Source organism: Rhodococcus rhodochrous, assembly GCF_014854695.1.
Classification (GTDB): Bacteria; Actinomycetota; Actinomycetes; order Mycobacteriales; family Mycobacteriaceae; genus Rhodococcus.
In genome coordinates this window covers 5,374,009-5,397,812 of record NZ_CP027557.1, presented here as the reverse complement: position 1 = coordinate 5,397,812, position 23,804 = coordinate 5,374,009, and the positions used below count along the sequence as shown (strand labels likewise).

Annotated in this window: 28 protein-coding genes; 13 read left to right on the top strand and 15 right to left on the bottom strand. The window is 67.3% G+C overall.

The genetic code is table 11. The annotated features are described in order from the left end of the window. The first annotated feature begins 4 nt into the window (after positions 1-4). A complete protein-coding gene (locus C6Y44_RS24715; RefSeq protein WP_159417148.1) occupies positions 5-1,141 on the top strand; it encodes an acyl-CoA dehydrogenase family protein in 1,137 nt (378 codons plus the stop codon). A 10-nt stretch (positions 1,142-1,151) separates the two neighbouring features. Here the strand turns inward: C6Y44_RS24715 and C6Y44_RS24710 are convergent, their stop codons facing one another. The 12 genes from C6Y44_RS24710 to C6Y44_RS24655 all read right to left on the bottom strand — a co-directional run bounded on the left by C6Y44_RS24710 (position 1,152) and on the right by C6Y44_RS24655 (position 8,282). After that, positions 1,152-1,445 carry a gas vesicle protein K gene (locus C6Y44_RS24710; RefSeq protein ID WP_016693994.1) on the bottom strand — a complete coding sequence of 98 codons (294 nt, stop codon included), beginning with the start codon at positions 1,443-1,445 and terminating at the stop codon, positions 1,152-1,154. Continuing rightward, on the bottom strand, positions 1,442-1,669 hold the full coding sequence (locus C6Y44_RS24705; RefSeq protein WP_016693993.1) for a gas vesicle protein: 228 nt from the start codon (positions 1,667-1,669) through the stop codon (positions 1,442-1,444). Before C6Y44_RS24705 ends, C6Y44_RS24710 begins: the two co-directional genes overlap by 4 nt. Next, positions 1,666-2,454 carry a GvpL/GvpF family gas vesicle protein gene (locus C6Y44_RS24700; protein ID WP_016693992.1) on the bottom strand — a complete coding sequence of 263 codons (789 nt, stop codon included), beginning with the start codon at positions 2,452-2,454 and terminating at the stop codon, positions 1,666-1,668. Before C6Y44_RS24700 ends, C6Y44_RS24705 begins: the two co-directional genes overlap by 4 nt. Then, on the bottom strand, positions 2,447-2,845 hold the full coding sequence (gene gvpJ, locus C6Y44_RS24695; RefSeq protein ID WP_016693991.1) for a gas vesicle protein GvpJ: 399 nt from the start codon (positions 2,843-2,845) through the stop codon (positions 2,447-2,449). The genes C6Y44_RS24700 and gvpJ (C6Y44_RS24695) overlap by 8 nt, the downstream gene beginning before the upstream one ends. Next, on the bottom strand, positions 2,842-3,138 hold the full coding sequence (gene gvpO, locus C6Y44_RS24690) for a gas vesicle protein GvpO (protein WP_016693990.1): 297 nt from the start codon (positions 3,136-3,138) through the stop codon (positions 2,842-2,844). Before gvpO ends, gvpJ (C6Y44_RS24695) begins: the two co-directional genes overlap by 4 nt. A gap of 4 nt (positions 3,139-3,142) precedes the next feature. Further along, positions 3,143-3,397, bottom strand: a complete 255-nt coding sequence (locus tag C6Y44_RS24685) for a gas vesicle protein GvpG (RefSeq protein WP_016693989.1) — start codon at positions 3,395-3,397, stop codon at positions 3,143-3,145. Positions 3,398-3,399: 2 nt separating this feature from the next. Beyond that, positions 3,400-4,212: a GvpL/GvpF family gas vesicle protein gene (locus C6Y44_RS24680; RefSeq protein WP_120280895.1), complete on the bottom strand. Its 813-nt coding sequence runs from the start codon at positions 4,210-4,212 to the stop codon at positions 3,400-3,402. Beyond that, positions 4,212-4,622, bottom strand: a complete 411-nt coding sequence (gene gvpJ, locus C6Y44_RS24675) for a gas vesicle protein GvpJ (RefSeq protein WP_024102484.1) — start codon at positions 4,620-4,622, stop codon at positions 4,212-4,214. Before gvpJ (C6Y44_RS24675) ends, C6Y44_RS24680 begins: the two co-directional genes overlap by 1 nt. Beyond that, a complete protein-coding gene (locus C6Y44_RS24670; protein WP_159417149.1) occupies positions 4,619-5,962 on the bottom strand; it encodes an SRPBCC family protein in 1,344 nt (447 codons plus the stop codon). Before C6Y44_RS24670 ends, gvpJ (C6Y44_RS24675) begins: the two co-directional genes overlap by 4 nt. 5 nt (positions 5,963-5,967) lie before the next feature. Continuing rightward, the gene (locus C6Y44_RS24665) at positions 5,968-6,651 is read right to left on the bottom strand and encodes a hypothetical protein (RefSeq protein ID WP_120280893.1); all 684 of its coding nucleotides are present in this window, start codon (positions 6,649-6,651) and stop codon (positions 5,968-5,970) included. Between the two features lie 297 nt (positions 6,652-6,948). Continuing rightward, positions 6,949-7,476, bottom strand: coding sequence for a TIGR04338 family metallohydrolase (locus C6Y44_RS24660; RefSeq protein WP_120280892.1), 528 nt, complete (start codon positions 7,474-7,476; stop codon positions 6,949-6,951). Beyond that, on the bottom strand, positions 7,473-8,282 hold the full coding sequence (locus tag C6Y44_RS24655) for a DUF2786 domain-containing protein (protein WP_159417150.1): 810 nt from the start codon (positions 8,280-8,282) through the stop codon (positions 7,473-7,475). The genes C6Y44_RS24660 and C6Y44_RS24655 overlap by 4 nt, the downstream gene beginning before the upstream one ends. A gap of 97 nt (positions 8,283-8,379) precedes the next feature. Here C6Y44_RS24655 and C6Y44_RS24650 point away from each other — a divergent pair, with 97 nt between their 5' ends. The 7 genes from C6Y44_RS24650 (at position 8,380) to C6Y44_RS24620 (ending at position 16,829) form a co-directional block, all read left to right on the top strand. Next, positions 8,380-9,834, top strand: coding sequence for an alanine/glycine:cation symporter family protein (locus C6Y44_RS24650; RefSeq protein ID WP_120280891.1), 1,455 nt, complete (start codon positions 8,380-8,382; stop codon positions 9,832-9,834). Positions 9,835-9,881: 47 nt separating this feature from the next. Then, positions 9,882-10,955: an ABC transporter ATP-binding protein gene (locus tag C6Y44_RS24645; protein ID WP_060652503.1), complete on the top strand. Its 1,074-nt coding sequence runs from the start codon at positions 9,882-9,884 to the stop codon at positions 10,953-10,955. A 157-nt stretch (positions 10,956-11,112) separates the two neighbouring features. Further along, positions 11,113-12,396: an ABC transporter substrate-binding protein gene (locus C6Y44_RS24640; protein ID WP_120280890.1), complete on the top strand. Its 1,284-nt coding sequence runs from the start codon at positions 11,113-11,115 to the stop codon at positions 12,394-12,396. Between the two features lie 17 nt (positions 12,397-12,413). After that, entirely contained in the window at positions 12,414-13,487 is a 1,074-nt protein-coding gene (locus tag C6Y44_RS24635; protein WP_120280889.1) for a carbohydrate ABC transporter permease, read from the top strand. 77 nt (positions 13,488-13,564) lie between these two features. After that, positions 13,565-14,386 carry a carbohydrate ABC transporter permease gene (locus tag C6Y44_RS24630; protein ID WP_033098494.1) on the top strand — a complete coding sequence of 274 codons (822 nt, stop codon included), beginning with the start codon at positions 13,565-13,567 and terminating at the stop codon, positions 14,384-14,386. Further along, positions 14,383-14,574 (top strand): hypothetical protein, encoded by a 192-nt coding sequence (locus C6Y44_RS24625; RefSeq protein WP_006550829.1) that lies wholly within the window; start codon positions 14,383-14,385, stop codon positions 14,572-14,574. Before C6Y44_RS24630 ends, C6Y44_RS24625 begins: the two co-directional genes overlap by 4 nt. A 125-nt stretch (positions 14,575-14,699) precedes the next feature. Next, on the top strand, positions 14,700-16,829 hold the full coding sequence (locus C6Y44_RS24620) for a transglycosylase domain-containing protein (protein ID WP_159417152.1): 2,130 nt from the start codon (positions 14,700-14,702) through the stop codon (positions 16,827-16,829). Between the two features lie 92 nt (positions 16,830-16,921). Here the strand turns inward: C6Y44_RS24620 and C6Y44_RS24615 are convergent, their stop codons facing one another. Continuing rightward, the gene (locus tag C6Y44_RS24615) at positions 16,922-17,437 is read right to left on the bottom strand and encodes a TetR/AcrR family transcriptional regulator (RefSeq protein ID WP_174247099.1); all 516 of its coding nucleotides are present in this window, start codon (positions 17,435-17,437) and stop codon (positions 16,922-16,924) included. 153 nt (positions 17,438-17,590) lie between these two features. Here C6Y44_RS24615 and C6Y44_RS24610 point away from each other — a divergent pair, with 153 nt between their 5' ends. Genes C6Y44_RS24610 through C6Y44_RS24600 form a run of 3 tightly spaced genes read left to right on the top strand, consistent with a single transcriptional unit; the run spans position 17,591 to position 20,668 of the window. After that, positions 17,591-18,823, top strand: a complete 1,233-nt coding sequence (locus C6Y44_RS24610; protein ID WP_159417154.1) for an acyl-CoA dehydrogenase family protein — start codon at positions 17,591-17,593, stop codon at positions 18,821-18,823. A gap of 16 nt (positions 18,824-18,839) precedes the next feature. Continuing rightward, positions 18,840-19,913, top strand: a complete 1,074-nt coding sequence (locus C6Y44_RS24605; RefSeq protein WP_159417155.1) for a phosphotransferase family protein — start codon at positions 18,840-18,842, stop codon at positions 19,911-19,913. Continuing rightward, a complete protein-coding gene (locus C6Y44_RS24600; RefSeq protein ID WP_120280884.1) occupies positions 19,910-20,668 on the top strand; it encodes an SDR family oxidoreductase in 759 nt (252 codons plus the stop codon). Before C6Y44_RS24605 ends, C6Y44_RS24600 begins: the two co-directional genes overlap by 4 nt. An 88-nt stretch (positions 20,669-20,756) precedes the next feature. Here C6Y44_RS24600 and C6Y44_RS24595 read toward each other — a convergent pair whose 3' ends face one another. Continuing rightward, positions 20,757-21,857, bottom strand: coding sequence for an inositol-3-phosphate synthase (locus tag C6Y44_RS24595; protein ID WP_120280883.1), 1,101 nt, complete (start codon positions 21,855-21,857; stop codon positions 20,757-20,759). Next, a complete protein-coding gene (locus tag C6Y44_RS24590) occupies positions 21,850-22,407 on the bottom strand; it encodes a PadR family transcriptional regulator (RefSeq protein WP_016694961.1) in 558 nt (185 codons plus the stop codon). The genes C6Y44_RS24595 and C6Y44_RS24590 overlap by 8 nt, the downstream gene beginning before the upstream one ends. Before the next feature lie 232 nt (positions 22,408-22,639). On the opposite strand from C6Y44_RS24590, the gene C6Y44_RS24585 reads away from it, so the two are divergent. Together C6Y44_RS24585 and C6Y44_RS24580 are read left to right on the top strand one after the other, a co-directional pair. Further along, complete coding sequence (locus C6Y44_RS24585) at positions 22,640-23,062, top strand: DUF5318 domain-containing protein (protein ID WP_172414849.1); 423 nt, start codon at positions 22,640-22,642, stop codon at positions 23,060-23,062. Between the two features lie 15 nt (positions 23,063-23,077). Beyond that, positions 23,078-23,254: a hypothetical protein gene (locus C6Y44_RS24580; RefSeq protein ID WP_159417156.1), complete on the top strand. Its 177-nt coding sequence runs from the start codon at positions 23,078-23,080 to the stop codon at positions 23,252-23,254. Positions 23,255-23,804: the final 550 nt, after the last annotated feature.

The following is a 23,804-nucleotide window of genomic DNA, read 5'->3' as shown; positions in this document are numbered from 1 at the left end:
GGACATGAATTTCGAACTCGACACCGAACAGGACATGCTCCGCGCGACCGTCCGCGACCTGCTCTCCGGCGCGTACGACGTCGAGTCGCGCAACCGGGTGGCCGAAAGTGACCTGGGCTGGAATCGCGACGTGTGGAAGCAGCTTGCCGAACTCGGCGTGCTCGGCCTGCCCTTCACGGAGGAACACGGCGGCATGGGAGCCGGGCCCGTGGAGGTCATGGCCGTCATGACCGAGATCGGCCGCGCCCTTGCACCCGAGCCCGTGCTCGACTGCGTCTACCTGCCCGGTCGGCTCGTCGCAGAGGTCGGTACCGACGCGCAGCGCTCCGACATCCTGCCGCGGCTGTCCGAGGGCACCGTGCTCCTCGCGTTCGCGCACGACGAGCCGGGCAGCCGCTGGCCGCACACCGAGGTGGCCACCACCGCGGCGCGCGACGGCGACTCCTGGACCGTCTCCGGTCGCAAGAACCCTGTGCTGCACGGTGATTGCGCCGACACCTTCATCGTCTCCGCGAAGCTCCCGGAGGGTGGCGTCGGACTGTTCGTCGTCGACGCATCGGCCGACGGTCTGGTCCGCACGCCGTACCGCACCCACGACGAGCGTCGCGGTGCGCAGCTCGTACTTGACGACGTCGCGGCCACCCCGCTCGGTGAGGCGGCCGACGCGTCCGCCGCCATCACCGCGGCGCAGGTGCACGCACAGGCGGCACTGTGCGCCGAGGCGGTCGGTGCCCTCGACTCCTCGGTGCAGCTGACGACGGGCTATCTCAAGCAGCGCAAGCAGTTCGGTGTGCCGCTGTCGATGTTCCAGGCGCTCACCCACCGCGCGGCCGACATGTACGTGCTGTACGAGCTGGCGTCGAGCATGAGCCTGTACGCGACCATGGCCCTCGCCGACGGCATCGTCGACCCGACCATCGCCTCGCGCGCCAAGCTGCAGGTCGGCCGGTCCGCTCGGAAGATCGGCCAGGAGTCCGTGCAGATGCACGGCGGTATCGGTGTCACCGCCGAGCACTCCATCGGCCACTACCTGAGCCGCCTGACCGCGATCGAGCACACCCTCGGCACCATGGACGACCACCTGCGGGTGCTCGCCGGTGGCGTGAAGGACTACGAGCTCGTGGAGATCGCCGGAATGTGACCGATCGGGCTCACTCCCGGGGCAGCAGTGTCCCCAGCGGACCGAGATCGATGTTGAGATCCTCGGGGGTGAGCCCGAAATGGTCGCGCAGTTCGCCCATGCGCTGCTCGAGCAGCATCAGTGTCGTGCCGAGCCGTTCGATCTGCTCGTCGCTGAGATCCCCTGCATCCATGCGGTGCAGGGCCTGACGCTCCATCAGCTGCCGGAGCAGTTCGACGAGCGTGAGCACCAGCGTCACCAGACCCCGCTCCACGGATTCGGGATCGGCGTCGATACGCGACGGGAAGTTCACCGGCTCGCTCACGAACCCTCCCGGGCCCCACGCGGGACGGGGACGTCGATCCCGGGTAGCGACAGGGTACTGATCGACGAGATCAACGCGCGCAACGAGATCCGCACCAGATCGATCTCCGCGATCGACAGCGTGATGTCGCCGGTGATGACCACGCCGCCGGACAACACCCGATCCAGCAGATCGATCAGAGCGATCCGCCGTTCCTCGTCCACCGATCCGTCGGCGTACCTCACGGCGAGATCCGTTCTGCTCCGGCGAACGAGTAGGGCGGCCACGGACCACTCGTCTCGAGCTTGATCCCCTGATTCAGCGACCCGAGTTCCTCGACCTCGGAGCGGAATTCGTCCGTCCGGTCGTCATCGACGAGATACGTCCCGTTGAGCAGCATCCACTCGTGGCTGCCGCTCAGTGCCGGATCGGTCGGCGCGCTCCGGCGACCCGCGGCCGACACGCGCAGCAACCGCTCGTGGATATCGGCGGCGCGTTCGGCCGCATCGCGTTCGACACTCTCCTGTGCTGCCAGTTGCGCACGCCGGCGCAGTAGATAGGCCGTGCCCGTGCCGGAACCCGCTCCCTCCGCTTGCGCTTCGGCGGCGGCCGCGGTCAGCGCCTTGCGATCGGCGAACGCCTTGACCCCCCATTCGGTTCGACCCGTCACGAGCGCGAGTGCAGACGAGAACTGCTCCCGGTGCTCGGTGAGCAGGGCACGGACCCGCTCGTCGTCGAGGCAGACGGTCGCGAGTCGCAGGGGTACCACGGAGACGTGACGCGCCAATCCGGCGACGACCGAATCATGGGCGCGGGCCACTCTTTCCAGCCAGTCCAGGTCCTCGAGATTGCGTGCCAGCGCGGCCTCGCCGAAATCGTCCAGGGGCACCGTTCCGACCACGGCGGTCAGTCCGCCCTCCTGCACCGTGCGGACCTGCTCACCAGCGACACCGGAGGCGCCCTCGGTCTCGTGGCCGACGAGCGTCCCGTCGGTCACGGCGTACATCCAGATTCCGGTCGTGTCAGTCACGGTCCTCCTCGTCCACGATCTCCGCCGTTTCCGGCTCCAGTTCCTCCGCTCGGGCCTCGAGTGCAGCCAACCGCTCGCGCAGCTGCCGATTCTCCAGCTCGAGTTCTGCCCGGCTCGAATCGACCTCGGGTGCTCGAGCCTTGCTCGTCAACCACGGATCGCTCTCCCACCAGTCGATCCCGACGGCCTTGGCCGTCTCGAGCGATGCGATGACGAGGCGGAGCTTGATCGTGAGCAGTTCGATGTCGAGCAGATTCACCTGGATGTCGCCGGCGATGACCAAACCCTTGTCGAGGACACGCTCGAGGATGTCGCCGAGATTGGTCGACCGTCCTCCACCCCCGTAGGGCTGCGGCGACGACGTGCCGCCACCCCCACCGACCACCGTCATGACCCGGTCCTCGCACCGATGTCGCTGCTGCCGCGTCCGTAACGCCGGGTCCTCCGGTACGCAAGCAAATTCCCGTCCAGATCGACCTCCACCTCGTAGAGCGCGAGCATGTCGGCCGACGACGGAATCCGTCTGTCCTCCACGACCTCCACCTCGACGACCCATCCGTCCTCGGTGGGTTCGACGGAGGTGACCCCCTGAACCTCCTTCGAGGTCAGTTCCTTCAGATGTGTGAGAGCCGCCGATGCGGCCTCGGCCGCCGAGATCGCGGGCGGACCGGTGTCCTGCGCCACGGGATCACTCCTTTCCCTCGGCGGGGCCGGATCCACCCCGGGAGATCATCCGGTTCAGCACGGCCTGCTGCGCCTCGTCCTTCTCCTCGGGCGTCAGCTCGCCCGCCTCCGCCGCTTCCTCGATCTGCTCGAGTTCGCGCCGCACGTTGGCGGGATCGTGCAGTTGCTGTTCGACCTGCTCCTGGATGATCTCTCCGAGCCACATCACTCCCTTGACGGGAGCGAGGGGCAACGTGAGCAGGGAGGTCAGCAGACCCATCGTCAACCTCCTTCGCCGGGATCGGATTTCGCCACGAAGTCGTAGGCCGCCATCGGGCCGAGCAACGAGATCTCGACCCGGTCCTCCCATTCCCGGCCCAATTCCTGCAGGGCCTGTTCGAGTTCGTCCTGCCGCTCGAGTTCGACGAGGACGGCGATGTGCACGGCATCCTGCTCGTGCGTGGGTTGCCGCTCGTTGACCATCGGGTCGAGAGAGGACAGAGCCTCGACCGTGCGGCGCGTGTCCTCGTTCCGTTTGGCCTCGATCGTCGCGTTGATGATCTCCCCGAGCGCCATCCGGGCCTCGCGGGTCGCGTCCTCGGACTGGCCGCGGATCTGCTCCCGCAACTGCGCCGCCTCGGAGTTCTCCTCGAGGATCTCCTGCAGGATCGCCCTCTCGTCGTACCGTCCCTTCACGACGAACTGTGCGAGACCGTCGAGTTGGTCGAGGGCCGAGGCGAGTTCGTCCTCGTTCCCCTCGAGCAACTCCGCGGCCACCGCATCCCGGTCGGTGAGGACGGCACCGAATCTCAGCGGGAGCACGGGGGCGACCGCCACGGTCCCGTCGAGCAACGCGGCGTGCGCCTTGAGATCGTCCGGTGTGCCGAGAGCGCGATCGGTCGGGATCTCGCTCACCAGCGCAGCAATGCGACCGGACTTGACCACCGACACCTCGGCCGGCGGATTGCCCACCCCTTCCGCATGCTCCTCCGGTTCCACATCCGACGGGACGATGCCGTAGACATAGACCGCAGTGGTCGTGGCGGTTTCGTCGCTGTCGCCCTGCTCGGGTCGTTCGGTCTGTTCGGTCGACATCAGTCCTCACCCCTGCGTGATCGTCGAGCGGGCTGCCGCTGCTCCTGGACATCCCCGAGGAACTCGCTGACCTTCTCCCCCGCAGCCTCGAGCGCGCCCTTCGTCTTGTGCTTGGAACCGCCGGAGGTGATGTCGCCGACGAGATCCGGAAGGCCCTTCGGCTCGTTGTCGGAGATCTCGAGCCGGTTCACCGCTTCCGCGAAACGCAGATAGGTGTCGACACTGGCCACGACGACGCGGGCGTCGATGGTGAGCAGTTCGATACCGACGAGCGAGACACGCACGAACGCGTCGATGACGAGGCCCTTGTCGAGGATGGTGTCGATGACGTCGGCGAGGCCGGACGAGTTGGGACGGGCCATACCGCCCCCGCCGCCGCCCCCGCCGCCCCCTGCAGGTTGGATGGTCATGACCGGGATCCTCTCGAGCGGGACGAGCGCGTACCGGTGCTCTTCGTCGCCCGGGTCCGCTTGGCGGGCGCACGTTTCCGAGGCGGTTCGGGCTCGTCCTCTTCGTCGTCGGGTTCTTCGTCGGAGGACTCGTCCTCCTCGGTCTCGTCCTCCTCTTCGGGATACTCGTCCTCGAGATCCTCCTCATCCTCGGCCGGCTCCTCGTCCCCTTCGTCCTCCTCCCGCAGATCCTCCTCCTCGGGTGACTCCTCTTCGTATTCGTCTTCGGACGGTTCACCCTCCTCGAAATCCTCGTCCTCGTCGCGGATCTCGTCCTCGTCACCGGAGGTGTCGGTCTCCCCCTCGTCCCCCTCCTCGCCGTTCTCGCGGGCGTCCTCCTGCTCCCGCTCCTCTTCCTCCTGACGCGCGGTCTCGTCGTCCTTGACGACCTCGCTCTCACGGATCTCGCCGTGCCAGCCGACGATGTCGTCGGGATGCAGTACGGCCTCGGTCATGGCGTAGCGCCGGAAATGTTTGAGTTCCAGGCGGGACCGGCGACCGACCGCCCGCCACAGATTCGCGGTGCGCTCGAACAGGCCCCGGGGGTGGTACTCGAGGACCATGAGGATCCGGGTGAGATCGGGTGTGAGCTCGTGGAAGGTCACCGCGCCGTCGATGTAACCCTTGCCGCCCTTGGAACGCCACACGATCCGTTCGAACGGCACCTGTTCGAGGATCGTGGACTCCCAGTTCCGGCGCGACCAGAACACCTTGCCGGTCCAATTGAGCTTCTCGTCCTCGACCTGTTCGACCTGTTCGACCTTCTTCATGAACTTCGGCCAGTCGGCGAACTGGGTCCACAGGTCGTAGGCGAGGTCGATCGGCACGCCCACGTCGATGCTCTCGACGATGTTGGTGAGCTTGAGCTTCTTGCCACCCCCGCCCTTGCCTCCGCCGCCGCCGGTGACGGCCTCCTTGACGTCCTGGAACTTGTCCTTGGCGGTGTTCTTCAGATTCTCGAATCCTGAGCTCGCCGCTGCCTTCAACGGCGACTCGCCCTCGGCAAGCTTGTCGACACCGGTCAGCGCACTGGCCAGATTCCCGCCCTTGCCCTCGGAGTAATCCTGTAATCGTCCAGTTGTGCCGGTGACCCTGTCGGACAGGCTCGACAACGCGTTCTGGGCGACCGTTCCCGCGAGACCCTGCAACGACTGTTGCAACCCGCCGGTCAATCCTCCCGTGGCCTTCCCCGCCGTGTCCGTGGCGGTGCGGCCGGCCTTACCGGCGGTATCGGTCGCGGTCTTCCCGGCCTTGCCCACCGCGTCGGCGACTCCGCCCGATACATCGCTCAACCTGGCCATCGTTCTCACCGCTTCGTTCGACGTACGGGCGCACGACCGGAGGAGGAGGACGACGCAGTGCTACGCGCTGCGCGCTTGCGCGGCTTCGGAGGTGCCTCCTCCGAGTCGTCCGAGTCTTCGCTGTCGGCCGTCTTCTTGCTGCGGGAAGTCCGCGGACGGGATGTGGCCCGAGCTGCGCGGCGCCGCGGTGTGGGACGCTCGGGCTCCGGCTCCTCTTCGTCGCCCGAATCCTCCTCGTCGGAACCCTCTTCGTCCGTCTCGTCGTAATCCGGCTCCTCGTTGCGACTCCGGTTGCCGCGACGCTTGCTGCCGCGACCTTCCTGCTCGTCGCGTGGTTCGTCGTATTCGTCCTCGTATTCGGCGTCCTCGGGTTCCTCCGACCCTCCGCCGCCACCGCTCGCACGGGATTGCAGACGTTCGTTGAGGGCGTCGATCCGGTTGCTGGCCGCGGTCACGGCAGCGGCACGAGCCGCATGCATGAGTTCTCCGCGAACGGATTCGGTGATCTTGTTGATCTCGGGAGACGAGCCGAGCATCGAGGCGCTGCGCTGCAAGAGTTCCTGCGGATTGCTGGGCAGTTTGCCGGTCATTCCGGCACCGGCGAGCATCATGGCCACCCGCATCTTCTTGGTACGGCCGAGGAAATATCCGATGCCCACACCGAGGGCGACTCGTGCTCCGGGTTTCATCACCGTTCTCCTTCGTATGCCGCGCGTCGTGTGGCGTGCTCGGAAGGGGCCGGGGAAGTCTCGGTACGGTACGCAGCCGACGCGCGTCTTTGTGTGATGCAAACCACAGTACGTCACTCGAGACCGTGATTCGCATGCTTCGTCGGCATGCGGATCCCGGAGTGAACGACGGGCTCGGAAAGTACCAATCAGTATGTTATGCAGCAGGATACGATATTTGCTACAGATCTCGCCCGGCCGTCCGCGGGCATGCCAAAGAAAGGTTCTCGAGCCGGTAAGGGTTTCGGAAACCGGAGGCTATCGACGCGGATGCACCGGGGCGGCGATCCCTGTCGCCTGCAACGCGAATGCTGCTTCCGGGCCGATGATTTCGCCCACGAGGGCAAGGAAACGTTCGACGAAGGCCGGCCCGTGGGCTCCCTCGGTGGCGTCGTCGGGATCCTGCGGATCGAGATGGTGCGCGAGTTCGTGCAACACCACCATCTCGCGGAACGCCCACGCGGTGTTCGCCCGGTGCTCGGGAAGAGCGATCGTCGCGCAGTCGCGTTCGTAGTGTGCGGCTGCGTTGCCCGCACGGGCCCGCACGCGCACCGGCACGGCGGCGCGCTCCCACCGGGCGCGTACCCAGTCGAGGGCGAGCACGGCGTCGATGTAGTCCTGGACCGAGGCGATGGAGGCGAACCGTCTCTCCACCGGGAGTGTGACGTGGGAACCGGCGACCTCGACGGTCCGCAGACCGCGCTCGTCGGCGCGGTCGAGCATCTTCCGTACGATCGACTCCGCTTCGTACACAGCGGTTCTGCGGGTATCGCGCACCTTGGTCACCGTTCCAGCCTCCTCGAAGCCGACGGCAGTTCGGGTGCCGTTCCCAGTCGGGCCGCGCGTCCGGCGCGGTCGCCCGCGCGCCGGGCATCGGCCGAGCGCGCCGACGGTGCCCGGTTTCCCCGCCAACTGCCCCGTGCCTGCGACGTACTGCGGTAGAAGTCCTGGAGTTCCAGACTCTTCCCACGCAACACCAACGCCGTACCGGGCGCGGATGTTTCCACCTCGCGTTCGATCTCCTGCTTCGCCTCGGCCAGCCGGGCACCGATGCGCGCGGCGAACGCCGACTGGAAGTTCAGCCGGGCCGTCACCGCGGCAACGGGCTTGCGCACACGTGTGCGCACCCGGCGACCGCCGCGTTCCTCGACGACGGTGCGCACCGTGGTCTCGTTCCGGTAGGTGCCCTCGCGCAGATACGCGTCGGACGCCCGCACCATCTGCACGAGCAGAGAGGAATACAGCGCCTCGCACACGTCGATGTCGTCGGCGAAGCCGTAGGCGTAGATGACGGTGGAGTTCGCGGTGATGTCGCACTGCACGTCGTTGGCTCCCGCGATCGCGATGAACAACTGGGCGTAGGTGCGCAGTCCCTTCTTGCCCGTCTCGCCGATGGTGATCAGTCGCTGCACGGGAGTCGCGCGGCGTTCCTTCGCCGCCGTGTGGCTGCGCGCGACCGCCAGATCGATCGAGGAGGACGTCGCGAGCCGCTGCGCCGCGGCGAGGAAGGCGTCGGCCTCGTGAGGGTTGTCGGTGGACTCCGCCTGGCGGAGCAACCCGCCGATACGACTCAACATCTTGTCCGAACTCACCCAGCGAGCGTAGAGCCCGGCACCGACTCCGCCCACGAGACCGGGAACACGCACGAAATTCCTGCGAAACCGTCCGCGACCCACCAAGATCGTGCAGATGGACACTGCGGTCGATTTCGTCACCGATATCAACGACACGTTCTGGTACGCGGTGATCGCACTGCTCATCGGTTCGGGCCTGTACTACACGATCCGCTCCCGGTTCATCCAGATCCGGCTCCTGCCCGACATGCTGCGTTCCATCGTGGAGAAACCCGAGAGGCAACCCAACGGAGAACCGGGCCTGTCCGCCTTCCGGGCCTTCTCCGTCTCGGCCGCCTCCCGCGTGGGAACGGGCAACGTCGCCGGTGTCGCGATCGCGATCAGCCTCGGTGGTCCCGGCGCGGTGTTCTGGATGTGGGCGATGGCCTTGGTCGGTGCGGCGACCGCCTTCCTCGAGTCCACCCTCGCCCAGCTGTACAAGGTGCGCGACGAGGACGGCACCTTCCGCGGCGGCCCCGCCTACTACATGCAGTACGGGCTACGGAAACGCTGGATGGGCATGATCTTCGCGGTCATCATCACCATCACCTACGGATTCGTGTTCAACGCGGTGCAGACCAATTCGATCGTCGACGCCGTCTCGAGTTCCGTCGGCGAGAAGACCATGACCCTCCAAGTGATCGTGGGCCTGGTCGTCGCCCTCATCGTCGGCGTGGTGATCTTCGGCGGTATCCGCCGCATCTCCGGTGTCTCCCAGATCGTCGTGCCGGTCCTGGCGTTCGTCTACCTGGTCATCGGCATCATCGTCGTGGTCCTCAACATCGGCGAGGTTCCGACCATGTTCCGCCTCATCGTCGAGAACGCCTTCGGTCTCGAGGAGGTCGTCGGTGGTGGTTTCGGTGCCGCCTTCATGAACGGCATCCGCCGAGGTCTCTTCTCGAACGAGGCCGGCATGGGCTCGGCACCCAACGCCGGCGCCGCCGCCGCGGTCTCCCACCCGGTCAAGCAGGGCCTGGTCCAGAGCCTCGGCGTCTACTTCGACACCCTGCTGGTCTGCTCGATCACGGCCTTCATCATCCTGTTGTCCGAGCCCGAATTCGGCAGCGGTCTCGAGGGCGCCGCTCTGACGCAGAACGCGCTCGCGCTGCAGCTCGGCGACTGGACGGTGCACTTCCTCGCCGTGCTGATCTTCTTCCTCGCGTTCACCTCGGTGATCGGCAACTACTACTACAGCGAATCCAACATGGAGTTCCTCACCGGATCGCGCCGCATCCTGCCCTATCTGCGCTCGGCGGTCGTGCTGTGCGTCTTCCTCGGGGCGATCGGCTCGCTGCCGCTGGTGTGGGCGCTGGCCGACCTCGCCATGGGGATCATGGCCACCGTCAACCTCATCGCCCTGATCCCGCTGTCGGGTATCGCCTACGCGTTGTTCCATCACTACAGCGCGCAACGCAAGCAGGGTCGCGACCCCGTCTTCCGCGCCGGTGACGTCCCGGGCGTCCGCGGAATCCAGGTGTGGAACGACGACGACGTCACGCCGGTCGAGAGCCGATCGAGCGACGCACGGTAGATTCCCCTACCGCACGAGCGTGTACCGCTTCGGAAAGGATCTTCGAGATGGCGTCGGTGACCTTCGACAAGGCCACGTGCCTGTTCCCCGGCTCGAGTACGCCCGCGGTCGACGCGCTCGACCTCGAGATCGAGGACGGCGAGTTCCTGGTCCTGGTCGGACCGTCGGGCTGCGGCAAGTCGACCTCGCTGCGCATGCTCGCCGGTCTCGAGGAGGTGCACAGCGGGCGCATCCTCATCGGCGACCAGGACGTCACCGGGCAGGATCCGAAGGAACGCGACATCGCGATGGTGTTCCAGAACTACGCCCTCTACCCGCACATGTCGGTCGCGGAGAACATGGGCTTCGCGCTGAAGCTGGCCAAGACACCGAAGAACGAGATCCGCGAGCGGGTCGTCGAGGTCGCGAAGATGCTCGACCTCGAGCAGTTCCTCGACCGCAAGCCCAAGGCGCTGTCCGGCGGTCAGCGTCAGCGCGTCGCGATGGGCCGCGCCATCGTCCGCCAGCCGCAGGTCTTCCTCATGGACGAGCCGCTGTCGAACCTCGACGCCAAGCTCCGCGTGCAGACCCGTACGCAGATCGCGCAGCTGCAGCGCCGCCTCGGCACCACCACCGTCTACGTCACCCACGACCAGGTCGAGGCCATGACGATGGGTGACCGCGTCGCGGTGCTCGAGAAGGGCATCCTGCAGCAGTGCGCGTCGCCGCGCGTGCTCTACAACAAGCCGGCGAACGTCTTCGTCGCCGGTTTCATGGGCTCGCCCGCGATGAACCTGTTCCGCCTCCCGGTCTTCGACCGCGGCGCGATGATCGGCGACACCCACGTACCGGTGCCGCGCGACGTGGTCGGTCAGGTCACCGAGAAGGAGGTCGTGCTCGGGATCCGGCCCGAACACCTCGAGATCTCGAACGAGGGTCTGGCCATGGATGTCGACGTGGTCGAGGAGCTCGGCTCGGAGGCCTACGTCTACGGCCGGGCCGACGTCGGCGGGATCGTCCAGCAGATCGTCGCCCGCAGCGACTGGCGCAACCCTCCGCAGAAGGGCGACCGGCTGTACCTGCGCTTCGACCCCGAACACGTGCACGTCTTCGGAACGTCCGACGGGAAGCGGATCGGCTGATCATCGCTCCGGGATCGGTCTGCGGAGTCGACACTCGACCGATTCAGGATGGGCGGAATGCCGACTTTTACCGGTGCTGCGTGCCACAGTAGTGGCCGGTGTCGGTGCACCTGGGTCACCGACGTGTGTTTTCCGACCTCGAAATGGGGAGTTGTTGATGGTTCTGAATACGAAGGCGATGCGGAGGGCTGCGATCGCCGCGACGGCCGCGACCGCGCTCGTTCTCGCGGGCTGCTCGTCGGACAACGGTGGCGACGACACCTCGACCGGCGGCGAGGGTACCGCTGCTTCCGGTGAGGGCCGTGGCCCGATCACGATCGTCGAGGGGCAGGATCCCCTGAACGCGGCGCTCGAGAGCATCATCGCCGACTGGAACGCCGAGCATCCCGACGAGCAGGTGACGTTCAAGCCGCTGGCCAAGGAGGCCAACGACCAGTACGACGACATCGCCCAGCGGATGCAGGCCCGCAGCGACGAGTACGACCTCATCGCCGTGGACGTCACCAACACGGCGGAGTTCGCCGCGAACGGCTGGCTGCTCCCCCTCGAGGACGACCTGGCGATCGACACCGAGGGCCTGCTGCCCGCGACCGTCGAGTCGGGCACCTACAACGGCACCCTGTACGCCGCCCCGAAGAACACCAACGGCGCGTTCCTCTACTACCGCACCGATCTCGTCGACGAGGCCCCCGCGACCTGGGACGACCTGAAGGCCGAGTGCCCGAAGGCCGAGGAAGCGGGTATCGCCTGCTACATCGGTCAGTTCAAGAACTACGAGGGCTTGACGGTCAACGTCACCGAGATCGTCAACGCCTTCGGTGGCTCCTTCGTCGCCGAGGACGGCCTGACCCCGGCAGTCGACGACAAGACGGCCGAAGGCCTGCAGTTCATCGTCGACAACTTCGAGGACGGCATCATCCCGGCCGCCGCGCAGACCTACACCGAGGGCGAGTCGCAGACCGCTTTCGGCAACGGCGAGGCACTGTTCCTGCGCACGTGGCCCGGCTTCTACACCGACGGTGAGAGCTCATCGGTCGCCGGCAACTACGGCATCGCCGTCCTGCCCGGCGTCGACGGCCCCGGCGTCTCGACGCTCGGCGGCTACAACGTCGGCATCAGCGCGTTCTCGGATGCTCCCGCCACCGCGCGCGACTTCCTCGAGTTCATGCAGACCCGCCAGGCACAGATGTACTACGCGGAAGCGGGCGGCGCCCCGGTTCTCGCCGAGGTCTACGACGACGCCTCGATCCTCGAGCAGTACCCCTACTTCTCGACGCTGAAGGAGGCCCTCGAGGCAGCCGAGCCGCGTCCGGCGTCGCCCTACTACTCGGCCGTGTCCAAGGCGATCGCCGACAACGCCTACGCTGCGATCCGTGGCGAGAAGACCGTCCAGCAGGCGCTGGACGACACCCAGGCCGGCATCGAGACCGCCGGCAACTGATGCTCTAGGAGCAGTACATGGCTGACCCGCAGGTCGACAATCCCGCGGATCCGCCACACGCCCCCGCGGTCGGGACCGTGCCCGGTCCCGACCGCGGACGTGTCGGCGGACGTCACCGCGTGCCCGCACCTCCCGTCACGGCGGTGAAGACGCGGCGCAAGGTCCCGGTATGGATGTTCGTCGCCCCGTCGATGCTCGTCCTGGCCGTGATCATCCTGTACCCGCTCGGACGAGCGGTGTGGATGTCGCTGCACGGTGACTCGAAGCGACTCGACCCCGAGACGGGCCGGTTCGTCACCGGCGGTTTCGTAGGGATCGAGAACTACACGCGCTGGATCACCCAGACCTGCAACACCGCCACCGGTTCGATCCCGTGCCCTCCGGGCACCCTCGGCTCCCAGTTCTGGCAGTCGATCTTCAACACCTTCTTCTTCACCGTCGTCACGGTCTCGCTCGAGACGGTGATCGGTTTCGCGATGGCGGTCGTGATGGCCAAGTCGTTCCGGGGTCGCGGCCTGCTGCGCGCCTCCGTGCTCGTGCCGTGGGCGATCCCCACCGCCGTCACCGCCAAGCTGTGGTTCTTCATCTTCGCCAACGACGGTGCCGCCAACAAACTGCTCGGCACCGACTATCTGTGGACCGCCGACCCGTGGCCCGCGCGCTTCGCGATCATCGTCGCCGACGTGTGGAAGACGGCGCCGTTCATGGCGCTGCTCATCCTCGCCGGCCTGCAGATGATCCCGCAGGACGTCTACGAGGCCGCGAAGGTCGACGGCGCGAACGCCTGGCAGCGGTTCAAGATGATCACGCTGCCGCTGGTGAAGCCCGCTCTCATGGTGGCGATCCTGTTCCGCACCATGGACGCGCTGCGCATGTACGACCTGCCCGCGATCATGATGGGGTCCAATCCCGCGACGTCCACGATCTCGGTGCTCGTCGTCGACCAGATGCGGCAGGGTTCGAACTCCGCGTCCGCCCTGTCGACGATCACCTTCCTGCTCATCTTCGCCGTCGCCTTCGTGCTGGTGCGGTTCCTCGGCGCCAACGCGGTGAGTACGCAGGAGAAGCAGCGTAAGGGGGAGGTCGTATGACCGTCACCACCGAGATTCCCCGGAGCCGGCCGGAGCCCACGCCGGTGCAGACCCGCAAGGTGCCGTTCAAGCGCAGGATGAGCACCGTCGGCACCTATCTGGGTGTCGCGCTGATCGTCGTGTGGGGCCTGGCCCCCTGCTACTGGATGATCGTCACGGCCCTGCGCGACCCGTCGGAGACGTTCAGCACGACCCTGTGGCCGTCGAACCCGACCCTGCAGAACTTCGCCGACGCGCTCGACCCCGACGCCAAGGTCAACTTCTCGCGGGCGCTGCTCAACAGCGTCATCATCGCCGGCGCCACCACGGCGGTCGCGCTGCTGCTCGGCGTGTTCACCGCCTACGCGCTGTCGCGCTTCGAGTTCCGCGGCAAGTACTTCGTCACCGGCATCATCCTCGGCGCGTCGATGTTCCCGGTCGTCGCGCTCGTGACGCCGCTGTTCCAGCTGTTCACCGACATCGGCTGGATCGGCAAGTACCAGGCGCTGATCATCCCGAACATCTCGTTCGTGCTGCCGCTGACGGTCTACACGCTCACCTCGTTCTTCTCCGAACTGCCGTGGGAACTCGAGGAGGCCGCCCGCATGGACGGCGCGACGCGCGGGCAGGCGTTCCGCCTGGTCATGCTGCCGCTCGCGGCACCCGCGCTGTTCACCACGGCGATCCTCGCCTTCATCGCGACCGTCAACGAGTACCTGCTGATGTCGCAGCTGTCGAGCGAGAGCACGGCCCCGGTGACGGTCGCGATGGCACGGTTCACCGGCACCGACCCGTACGTCACCCCGTACGCGTCGATCATGGCCGGCGGCACGCTCGTCATGGTGCCGCTCGTGGTGATGGTGCTGCTCTTCCAGCGCCGCATCATCTCGGGTCTGACCGCGGGCGGCGTCAAGTCGTGAGGAAGGTTCCACGCCGGAACCGACTCGAGATGCTGCTCGGCCTGCTCACGGTGTTCACGGTGATGGCGGTGATCTCCGCGGTCGCCGAGCTGACGTCGCCGCAACCCGGCATCGTGCCGTCCCTCGTGCTGCTCGCATTCGTCGTGATGTGGGGGTTCGCGTTCCGCGCGTGGCGCCGATCCGGCTGACCTTCCCGTGACGTGAGAAGGAGCACCGTACCGGTGTTCCGGACGCGTCCCGTGGTCGTTTCCGTACCATACGGTGGGCGGGAGACCCTCCCGTCCGGATTTCCGGTACCGAGAAAGTGGAACGAGTGACGAGCCCCAAAAGGTCGACATCCTCGCGCGCCGCCGCGGCCGCAGCGAAGAAGCGCAGGGGACGCATCGTTCGCTACGCCGTACTCGTCGCGTTCGTTCTCGCCGTGCTCGTCCCGCTCGGGATCTTCGCCACCGCCTACTACTCGGCGGACGTGCCGACCCCGGCGGACATGAAGACGAACCAGCTCGCGCGCGTCTACGCGTCCGACGACGCCACCGAGATCACCCGGGTGGTCCCGCCGGAGGGCAACCGTGTCGAGGTCGGGATCGCGCAGATCCCCGAGCACGTCCGCAACGCCGTGCTGTCGGCGGAGGACCGCAACTTCTACAGCAACCCGGGTTTCTCGATCACCGGTTTCGCGCGCGCGGCCCGCGACAACGTCATGGGCAAGGACACCGCCGGCGGTGGTTCCACGATCACCCAGCAGTACGTCAAGAACGTGCTCGTCGGTTCCGATCGCACGCTCGAACGCAAGATGCGCGAGCTCGTCATCTCCACCAAGATGGCGCGGCAGTGGTCGAAGGACGAGATCCTCGAGGCGTATCTCAACACCATCTACTTCGGTCGCGGCGCCTACGGCATCGGCGCGGCGTCCCAGGCCTACTTCGGCAAGCCCGTCGAGGAGCTGTCGGTCTCCGAGGGCGCCGTCCTGGCCGGGGTGATCCGGACGCCGTCGTCGCTCGACCCCGAGTACAACCTGCCCGCCATCGAGGAACGCTGGAACTACGTGCTCGACGGCATGGTCGAGATGAAGGTCCTCGACCCGGCCGAGCGGTCGGACCAGGTGTTCCCTCCGACGGTGCCGTCGGACACCCTCGTGCTGGCCACCGAGGCGACCGGACCGGAAGGCCACATCCGTACCCAGGTGTTGCGCGAGCTGTCCGCGGCGGGGATCAGCGAACAGGCCCTCAACACCGAAGGTCTGCGCATCACCACCACCATCGACCTGAAGGCCCAGCAGGCGGCGATCGACGCGGCCCGGTCCACGCTGTCCGGCGAACCCGGAGAACTGCGCACCGCGGTGGTCTCGGTCGACCCCCGCTCCGGTGCCGTGCGCGCCTACTACGGCGGTGAGGACGGCGCCGGTTTCGACTTCGCGCAGGCCCCCGTCCAGACCGGTTCGGCGTTCAAGGTGTTCGGCCTGCTCGCCGCGCTCGACGACGGGATCGGCCTCAACGCGCGCTTCGACAGCTCCCCGCTCACGGTGGGCAACATCCGCATCGGCAACGTCGAGGGCGAGTCGTGCGGACGCTGCACGATCGCCGAGGCGCTCAAGCGGTCGCTGAACACGAGCTTCTACCGGCTCATGATGTCCATGTCGAACGGCCCGCAGAAGATCGCCGACGCCGCGCACGCAGCGGGGATCCCGCTGACGATCCCCGGGGTCGAGGGGCAGACGCTGAGCGAGAACGGTGGTCCGCCGGAGGGTGGGATCGTCCTCGGCCAGTACCAGGCACGGGTCATCGACATGGCCTCCGCCTACGCGACGATCGCCGCGTCCGGTGTCTTCCACGAGCCGTACTTCGTGCAGAAGGTCGTCACGGCCGACGGTGTCGTGCTCCTCGATCGTCCGCCGTCACCCGGCGAGCAGCGCTTCGACGCCGCGGTCGCCGACAACGCGACCCAGGCCATGATGCCGATCGCCGCCTATTCGCGCGGGCACGCGCTCGCCGGTGGGCGGCCGTCGGCGTCGAAGACCGGCACCACGCAGCTCGGCGACACCGGGTTGAACAAGGACGCCTGGATGGTCGGGTACACGCCGTCGCTGTCGACGGCCGTGTGGATGGGCACTCCCGATGCCGGGGCGATCACCAACAGCTGGGGCGGGTCGATCTACGGTTCCGGACTGCCGTCGGACATCTGGAAGGGAACGATGGACGGCGCGCTCGAGGGCACGCCCGTCGAGAGCTTCCCGTGGCCGGCGCCGATCGGTGGTCAGGCAGGTGTCCCGAAGGACGCCGGTATCGAGACCACCACCGCTCCCCCGGCGCCGACCTTCCAGCTGCCCGACCTGTCGAACCTGCCGCCGATCACGATTCCCGCGCCGCCGGTCGATCTGCCCGTCCCGGTGCCCTCGCAGATCGAGGTGTTCCCCGGCGTGACGATCCAGATCCCCGGCTTGTAGATCCGTACTCCACCCATCGAGGGAGAGGTTGTGTGCGTTTTCCCGCCCGGGGACGCACACGACCTCCCCTTCGTTGTCGAGGCGGTTCGGGTCTACGGCCCGGCCAGCACCGTCGGCAGCAGCGCGGCCGAATAATCGACGACCTCGTCGACGCTCGGTGTGCCTTCGCGGAACCGGTCGATCGCCAGCGACTCCACGAGCGCCCACCACCCCCGCAGCCGCATACGGGTGACGGGGGTGTCGTCGCAGCCCAGCGCCGCGACGACCCGCTCGACCATGGTGTCGCGCATCGAGTCGTGGATGTCGCGGATCTGGGGGTCCGAACCGACGCCGCTGTGGAAGAACGCCTGATAGTTGTCGCCGTGACGATCGATGAACGACACGAACGGGTGCAGCACCGCCCGGAGGGGATCCTGCTCGTCCGGATCGGGGTCCGCCGCGCGGAGCAACCGGCGTGACGCGGCGCCGACGACGGCGACGTAGAAGTCCTGCTTCGTGGGGAAGTAGCGGAACAGCAGACCGCGGGAGATGCCGGCGATCTCGGCGACGCGGTCGATCGACAGGGCGTGGATCGGGCGCGTCGACAGCTCCTGCAGCCCGATCGCCACGAGTTGCCGTCGACGTTCCTCGGGCGGCAGACGACGCCGTCCCTTGGACGCCTCTTGTCGCGGGGTGCTCACGCCGATAGCCTAACTGAGCATCGCTCAGTTACGACCGCCCGACCGGGCAGATTCCCGGTCGAACTCGACGGAAGGCACCCGATGGATTTCGCACAGTCCGAGCGCAGTCGCGACTATCTCGAACGCCTCCGAGCGTTCATCGCCGCCGAGGTCACGCCCGTCGAACAGCGACTGCGGGCCGAGCGACGCACCGCGGGCGAGGGACGACGCGACATCGACGCTGCCGAGAGGTGGGCCGTCTCCCCCGAATTCCGCGAGCTGCAGCGCAAGGCCCGTGCCGAGGGGCTGTGGAACCTCTTCCTGCCCGACGCCGAACTCGGTGCCGGACTGTCGAACGTCGAATACGCCCCGCTCGCCGAGGAGATGGGCCGCTCGCAGTTCGCCTCCGCAGTGTTCAACTGCGACGCCCCCGACACCGGCAACATGGAGGTCCTCTACCACTACGGCAGCGAGGCGCAGAAGGAACAGTGGCTGCGCCCGCTCCTCGACGGTGAGATCCGTTCGGCCTTCTGCATGACCGAACCCGAGGTCGCGTCGTCGGACGCGACGAACATGGCCGCGACCGCCGTGGTCGAGGGCGACGAGATCGTGCTCAACGGCCGCAAGTGGTGGAGCACCGGCGTCGGCCATCCCGACTGCAAGGTGCTCATCTTCATGGGCCTGACCGACCCGGAAGCCCACAAGCACCAGCGACATTCGATGGTCCTCGTGCCCTTCGACACCCCCGGTGTGAAGGTCGAGCGCATGCTCCCGACGATGGGCTTCTTCGACGAGCCCAGTGGCCACGGCGAGGTATCCTTCACCGACGCGCGACTGCCGCTCGATGCCGTCATCGCCGGTCCCGGACGAGGATTCGAGATCGCCCAGGGCCGGCTCGGTCCCGGCCGCATCCACCACTGCATGCGCCTCGTCGGGCTGGCCGAGCACGCCCTCGAACTCGCGTGTCGCCGCGGTCTCGAGCGCACCGCCTTCGGCAAGCCGATCATCAACCTCGGCGGCAACCGCGAACGCATCGCCGACGCCCGCATCGCGATCAATCAACTGCGGCTGCTCGTCCTGCACGCGGCCTGGCTGCTCGACACGCAGGGACTCGCCGGAGCGCGCTCGGCGGTCTCGGAGATCAAGGTCGTCGCACCGCGCGTCACCCAGCAGATCGTCGACTTCGCCATCCAGATCCACGGTGGTGGCGGGCTTTCCGACGACTTCCCCCTCGCCGGTGCGTGGACGGCCGCGCGAGCACTGCGTCTCGCCGACGGACCCGACGAGGTGCACCAGGGGCTCGTCGCCCGGTTCGAACTCGGCAAGTACGCGTGAGAGGGAGTTTCCGACGATGACCACACTTCCCGACAACGCCCGCACCGTTCGTGAGGAGGACGCCTTCGACGTCGACGCGGTCGCGGCCTGGCTCGCCGAGAACGCCGGCATCTCCGGAGTGCCGGAGGTACGCCAGTTCTCCGGCGGCGCATCCAATCTCACCTATCTGCTGCGCTATCCGGATCGCGATCTCGTGCTGCGCCGTCCGCCGGCCGGGGCGAAGCCGTCGTCGGGCCACGACATGGCACGTGAGTACCGCATCCAGTCGATGCTCGCACCGGTCTACCCCTACGTGCCCACCATGGTCGGCCTGTGCACCGATCACAGCGTGCTCGGCAGCGACTTCTACGTCATGAACCGCGTTCCCGGCACCATCCTGCGCACGAATCCACCCACGCAACTCGACCTCTCCGAAGCGGACACCCGCACCCTGTGCCTGCGCATCGTCGACCTGCTCGTCGAACTGCACGGCATCGACCCGGAGTCCGCGGGACTGTCCGAACTGGGGCGCGGATCCGGTTACGTCGCACGGCAGGTCGCGGGCTGGACGTCGCGCTACGCCAAGGCCCGCACCGACAACGTCCCCGACTTCGCCCGCGTCACCGAGTGGCTGGCGGCGCGGCAGCCGCAGGACGTCGCGCAGACCGTGATCCACGGCGACTTCCGGCTCGACAACATCGTCCTCGACGAGAACGATCCGCTGAAGCCGGTCGCGGTGCTCGACTGGGAGCTGGCCACCATCGGCGACCCCCTGATGGACCTCGGCTCGTCGCTCGCCTACTGGGTCCAGGCGGACGACGACGACATGCTGCTGCTGACGAAGCGGCAGCCGTCCGATCTCCCCGGCATGCTCACCCGGCGGGAGATCGTCGAATACTATTCCGAGCGGACCGGACTGCCGGTGGACGGCTGGGGATTCTACGAGGTGTTCGGACTGTTCCGCCTCGCCGTGATCGCCCAGCAGATCTACTACCGCTACCACCACGGCCACACCACCAACCCGGCCTTCAAGGACTTCTGGGTCGTGGTCGGCTACCTCGAATCCCGTTGCAGTGCATTGATCGATCGATACGAGAAGGAGAACCGATGAGCCGCCCGCAGCGACGGAACATCCTCATCACCGGTGCGAGTTCCGGGCTCGGTGCCGGTATGGCGCGTGAATTCGCCGCGCGAGGAAGGAATCTCGCGCTCGCTGCCCGTCGCGTCGAACGGCTCGAGGAGCTGCGGGACGAATTGCTCGCCGCGCATCCGGGCATCACCGTGAGCGTGCGCGCCCTCGACGTGAACCGGCACGACGACGTGTTCACCGTCTTCCGCGAGTTCGACGAGGAGCTCGGCGGTCTCGACCGGGTGATCGTCAACGCCGGCCTCGGCAAGGGACAACCCCTCGGTACCGGATACTTCCGCGCGAACGCCCAGACCGCGAACACCAACTTCCTCGGTGCGCTGGCGCAGAGCGAAGCGGCCCTCGAGCTCATGCGACCCCGTGGGCGCGGGCACGTCGTCCTCATCTCGTCCATGAGCGCGGTGCGGGGCATGCCGCGCAACCTGACGACCTACGCCGCGTCGAAGGCCGCCGTCGCCTCGCTCGGTGAGGGGATGCGGGCCGACCTGGCGGACACCGACATCTCGGTGAGCACGATCTTCCCCGGATACATCCGGTCGGAGATCAACGAGAAGGTGAAGAAGGTCCCGTTCATCGTCGACACCGAAACAGGTTGTCGTGCACTGGCGGCTGCGATCGAGAAGGAACCCGCCAAGGCGTACGTGCCGGGCTGGCCGTGGATTCCGCTCGGCTACGCGATGAAGGTGCTGCCGCTGTCTGTGATCCGGAAGATGGCATAGGCCGGTCCGTCACCCGCAACAGCAACGACGAAGGCCGCATCCCACGTGAGGGATGCGGCCTTTGTCGGAAATCCTGCCGGAGAACGACTTACGCGTCGGCTCCGATGATGAACGCCTCGAGCTGGGCGCGGGCGGAATCGTCGGCCATCTGGACCGGCGGGGACTTCATCAGGTATGCCGAAGCCGGGAGGATCGGGCCGCCGATGCCGCGGTCCTTGGCGATCTTCGCCGCGCGGATGGCGTCGATGATGATGCCGGCCGAGTTCGGGGAGTCCCACACCTCGAGCTTGTACTCGAGGTTCAGCGGGGCGTCACCGAAGGCGCGACCCTCGAGGCGGACGTACGCCCACTTGCGGTCGTCGAGCCACTGCACGTAGTCGGAGGGGCCGATGTGCACGTCGCGGTCGTGGACCTTGCCGGCGAGGGGGCCGTTGAGGTTCGACGTGACGGCCTGGGTCTTGGAGACCTTCTTCGACTCCAGACGCTCGCGCTCGAGCATGTTCTTGAAGTCCATGTTGCCGCCGACGTTGAGCTGGTACGTGCGGTCGAGCACGACACCGCGGTCCTCGAACAGCTTCGCCATCACGCGGTGGGTGATGGTGGCGCCGACCTGCGACTTGATGTCGTCGCCGACGATCGGGACACCGGCGTCGGTGAACTTCTGCGCCCACTCGGGGTCGGAGGCGATGAACACGGGGAGAGCGTTGACGAAGGCGACGCCCGCGTCGATGGCGCACTGCGCGTAGAACTTGTCGGCCTCTTCGGAACCCACGGGGAGGTAGGAGACGAGAACGTCGACCTGGGCATCCTCGAGCGCCTGAACCACGTCGACGGGCTCGGCGTCGGACAGCTCGATGGTCTCGGAGTAGTACTTGCCGATGCCGTCGAGCGTGTGACCGCGCTGCACGGGCACGCCGAGCGGCGGCACGTCGGCGATCTTGATGGTGTTGTTCTCGCTCGCGAGGATCGCCTCGGACAGGTCGAAGCCGACCTTCTTGGCATCCACGTCGAACGCGGCGACGAACTGGACGTCGCGCACGTGGTAGGGACCGAATTCGACGTGCATCAGGCCGGGGACGGTGGTCTCGGCGTCCGCATCCTTGTAGTACTCGACGCCCTGGACCAGGGAAGAGGCACAGTTCCCCACGCCCACAATGGCCACGCGCACCGCGGTGCTGTTCTCACCCATGGTCGGGTTCTCCTTCTTTGTTGCGTGCTGCTGACGACTGCTCGGCGGCGATGAGTTCGTTGAGCCAGCGCACTTCGCGCTCGCTGGACTCGAGGCCGAGCTGATGGAGCTGACGGGTGTAACGATCGAGTGTGCCGCTGGCCCGTCCGATCGCATCGCGGAGCGCTTCTCTGCGCTCCTCGACCTGGCGGCGCCTGCCTTCGAGAATTCGCATCCGCGCTTCGGCGGGAGTGCGACCGAAGAAGGCGAGGTGCACGCCGAATCCGTCATCGGTGTAGTTCTGCGGTCCCGTGTCGGCGACCAGCTCGGTGAAGCGTTCTCGACCCTTCGGGGTGAGCTGGTAGACGCGGCGGGCACGTCGTTTCACGGGACCGGGAGTTCCCGGATCCTCTTCGATGAGGCCGTCCGCCTGCATTCTCCGCAGAGTCGGATAGAGCGACCCGTAGGAGAAGGCGCGGAAGGCTCCGAGAAGCCCGGTCAGACGCTTGCGCAGCTCGTAGCCGTGCATGGGCGATTCGAGGAGGAGCCCGAGTATCGCCAGTTCCAGCACGGGTCACCTCCTGTTTCCGTTCGAACCAACCGATTGATACGACACGGAACTATATCGCGCCGATATATACGACGATACGCCCCACACGGTTCGTGTCACGTCCGGTTGCGGGCAGGCACCCGTCTCCGGACCCGATCGGAAATGCATCGGTGCCGCCACGACCACCCGTCTTCGATGTCCGGTGGGCCACTCCTCGCCCATCGCCGCATCGCCCGCACGTACTCTGGAAGCCGTGCGAATTCAGCGGCAGGTGGTGGACTACGCGTTGCAGCGGCGCTCGCTGCTCGCCGAGGTCTACTCGGGGCGACGCGGAGTCAGCGAGGTCTGCGACGCGAGCCCCTATCTGCTGCGGGCGGCGAAGTTTCACGGACGGGGCAGCGATGTGATGTGCCCCATCTGCCGTAAGGAGCAGTTGACCCTCGTCTCGTGGGTCTTCGGCGACAAACTCGGTCCGGTGTCCGGGTCGGCGCGCACCCCCGAAGAGTTGGTGCGTCTGGCCGCCAGCCAGGAGGAATTCTCGGTTCACGTGGTCGAGGTGTGCCGTACCTGCAGCTGGAATCACCTGGTGCAGTCGTACGTCCTGGGATCGCAACCCGCCCCCAAGAGCCCGCGTCGCCGGTCGACGGGATCGAGCCGTCGTACCGCCAGCGAGTGAAGGGGTACCGGCAACGTGCCCGTACGCTTTCTCGTGGAGTTCGCTCCTGGGTCCGACCCGCACGACCTGATCGTCGCGTCGTCCGCTGCGCACATCGTCGATCGGCTGCCGTCCGCCGGCATCGCCGATCGGCTCTTCGTGGAGCAGTGTCGAGGCCGCGGCGTGATGCGTCGCGAGAACAGTTGGAGATGAGTACGTGAGTTCCCCCGACAACGAACCCGAGGACAACAAGGCCGTCCCGCCCCAGCGCAGCGGTCCCGCAGGACCGCAGCCCGGGCAGCAACGTCCCGGTCCTCCTGCCGGTGCCGGTCAGGGACAGCCCGGTCCGGGACAGCAGCGCCCTGTCCAGGGACCGGTGCAGGGTCGTCCGTTGCCGCCGCAACCGCGCCCGCAGGGTCAGCCGGGAGCACAGGGTCAGCCGGGAGCACAGGGTCAGCCGGGTGTTCAGGGACAGCCGGGCCGACCGGGCGGACAGCCCGGTGGTCCCGCAGGTCAGCAACCGCCGCGCCCCGGCGGCCGGCCGCCGTACCCGCCCCAGGCTCCCGGTCAGGGGCAGCATCCTCAAGCCCCCGGGCAGGGGCAACGTCCTCGAGCCCCCGGCCAGGGGCAGCGCCCTCAGGGTCCCGTCCAGGGACAACGTCCCCCGGCTCCCGGTCAGGGGCAGGGACCGGCCCCCCAGCAGGGCCGGCCGGGACAGCCGTACCCGCCGCGCGGACCGGTGCCCGCCCCGGGCGCGAACCAG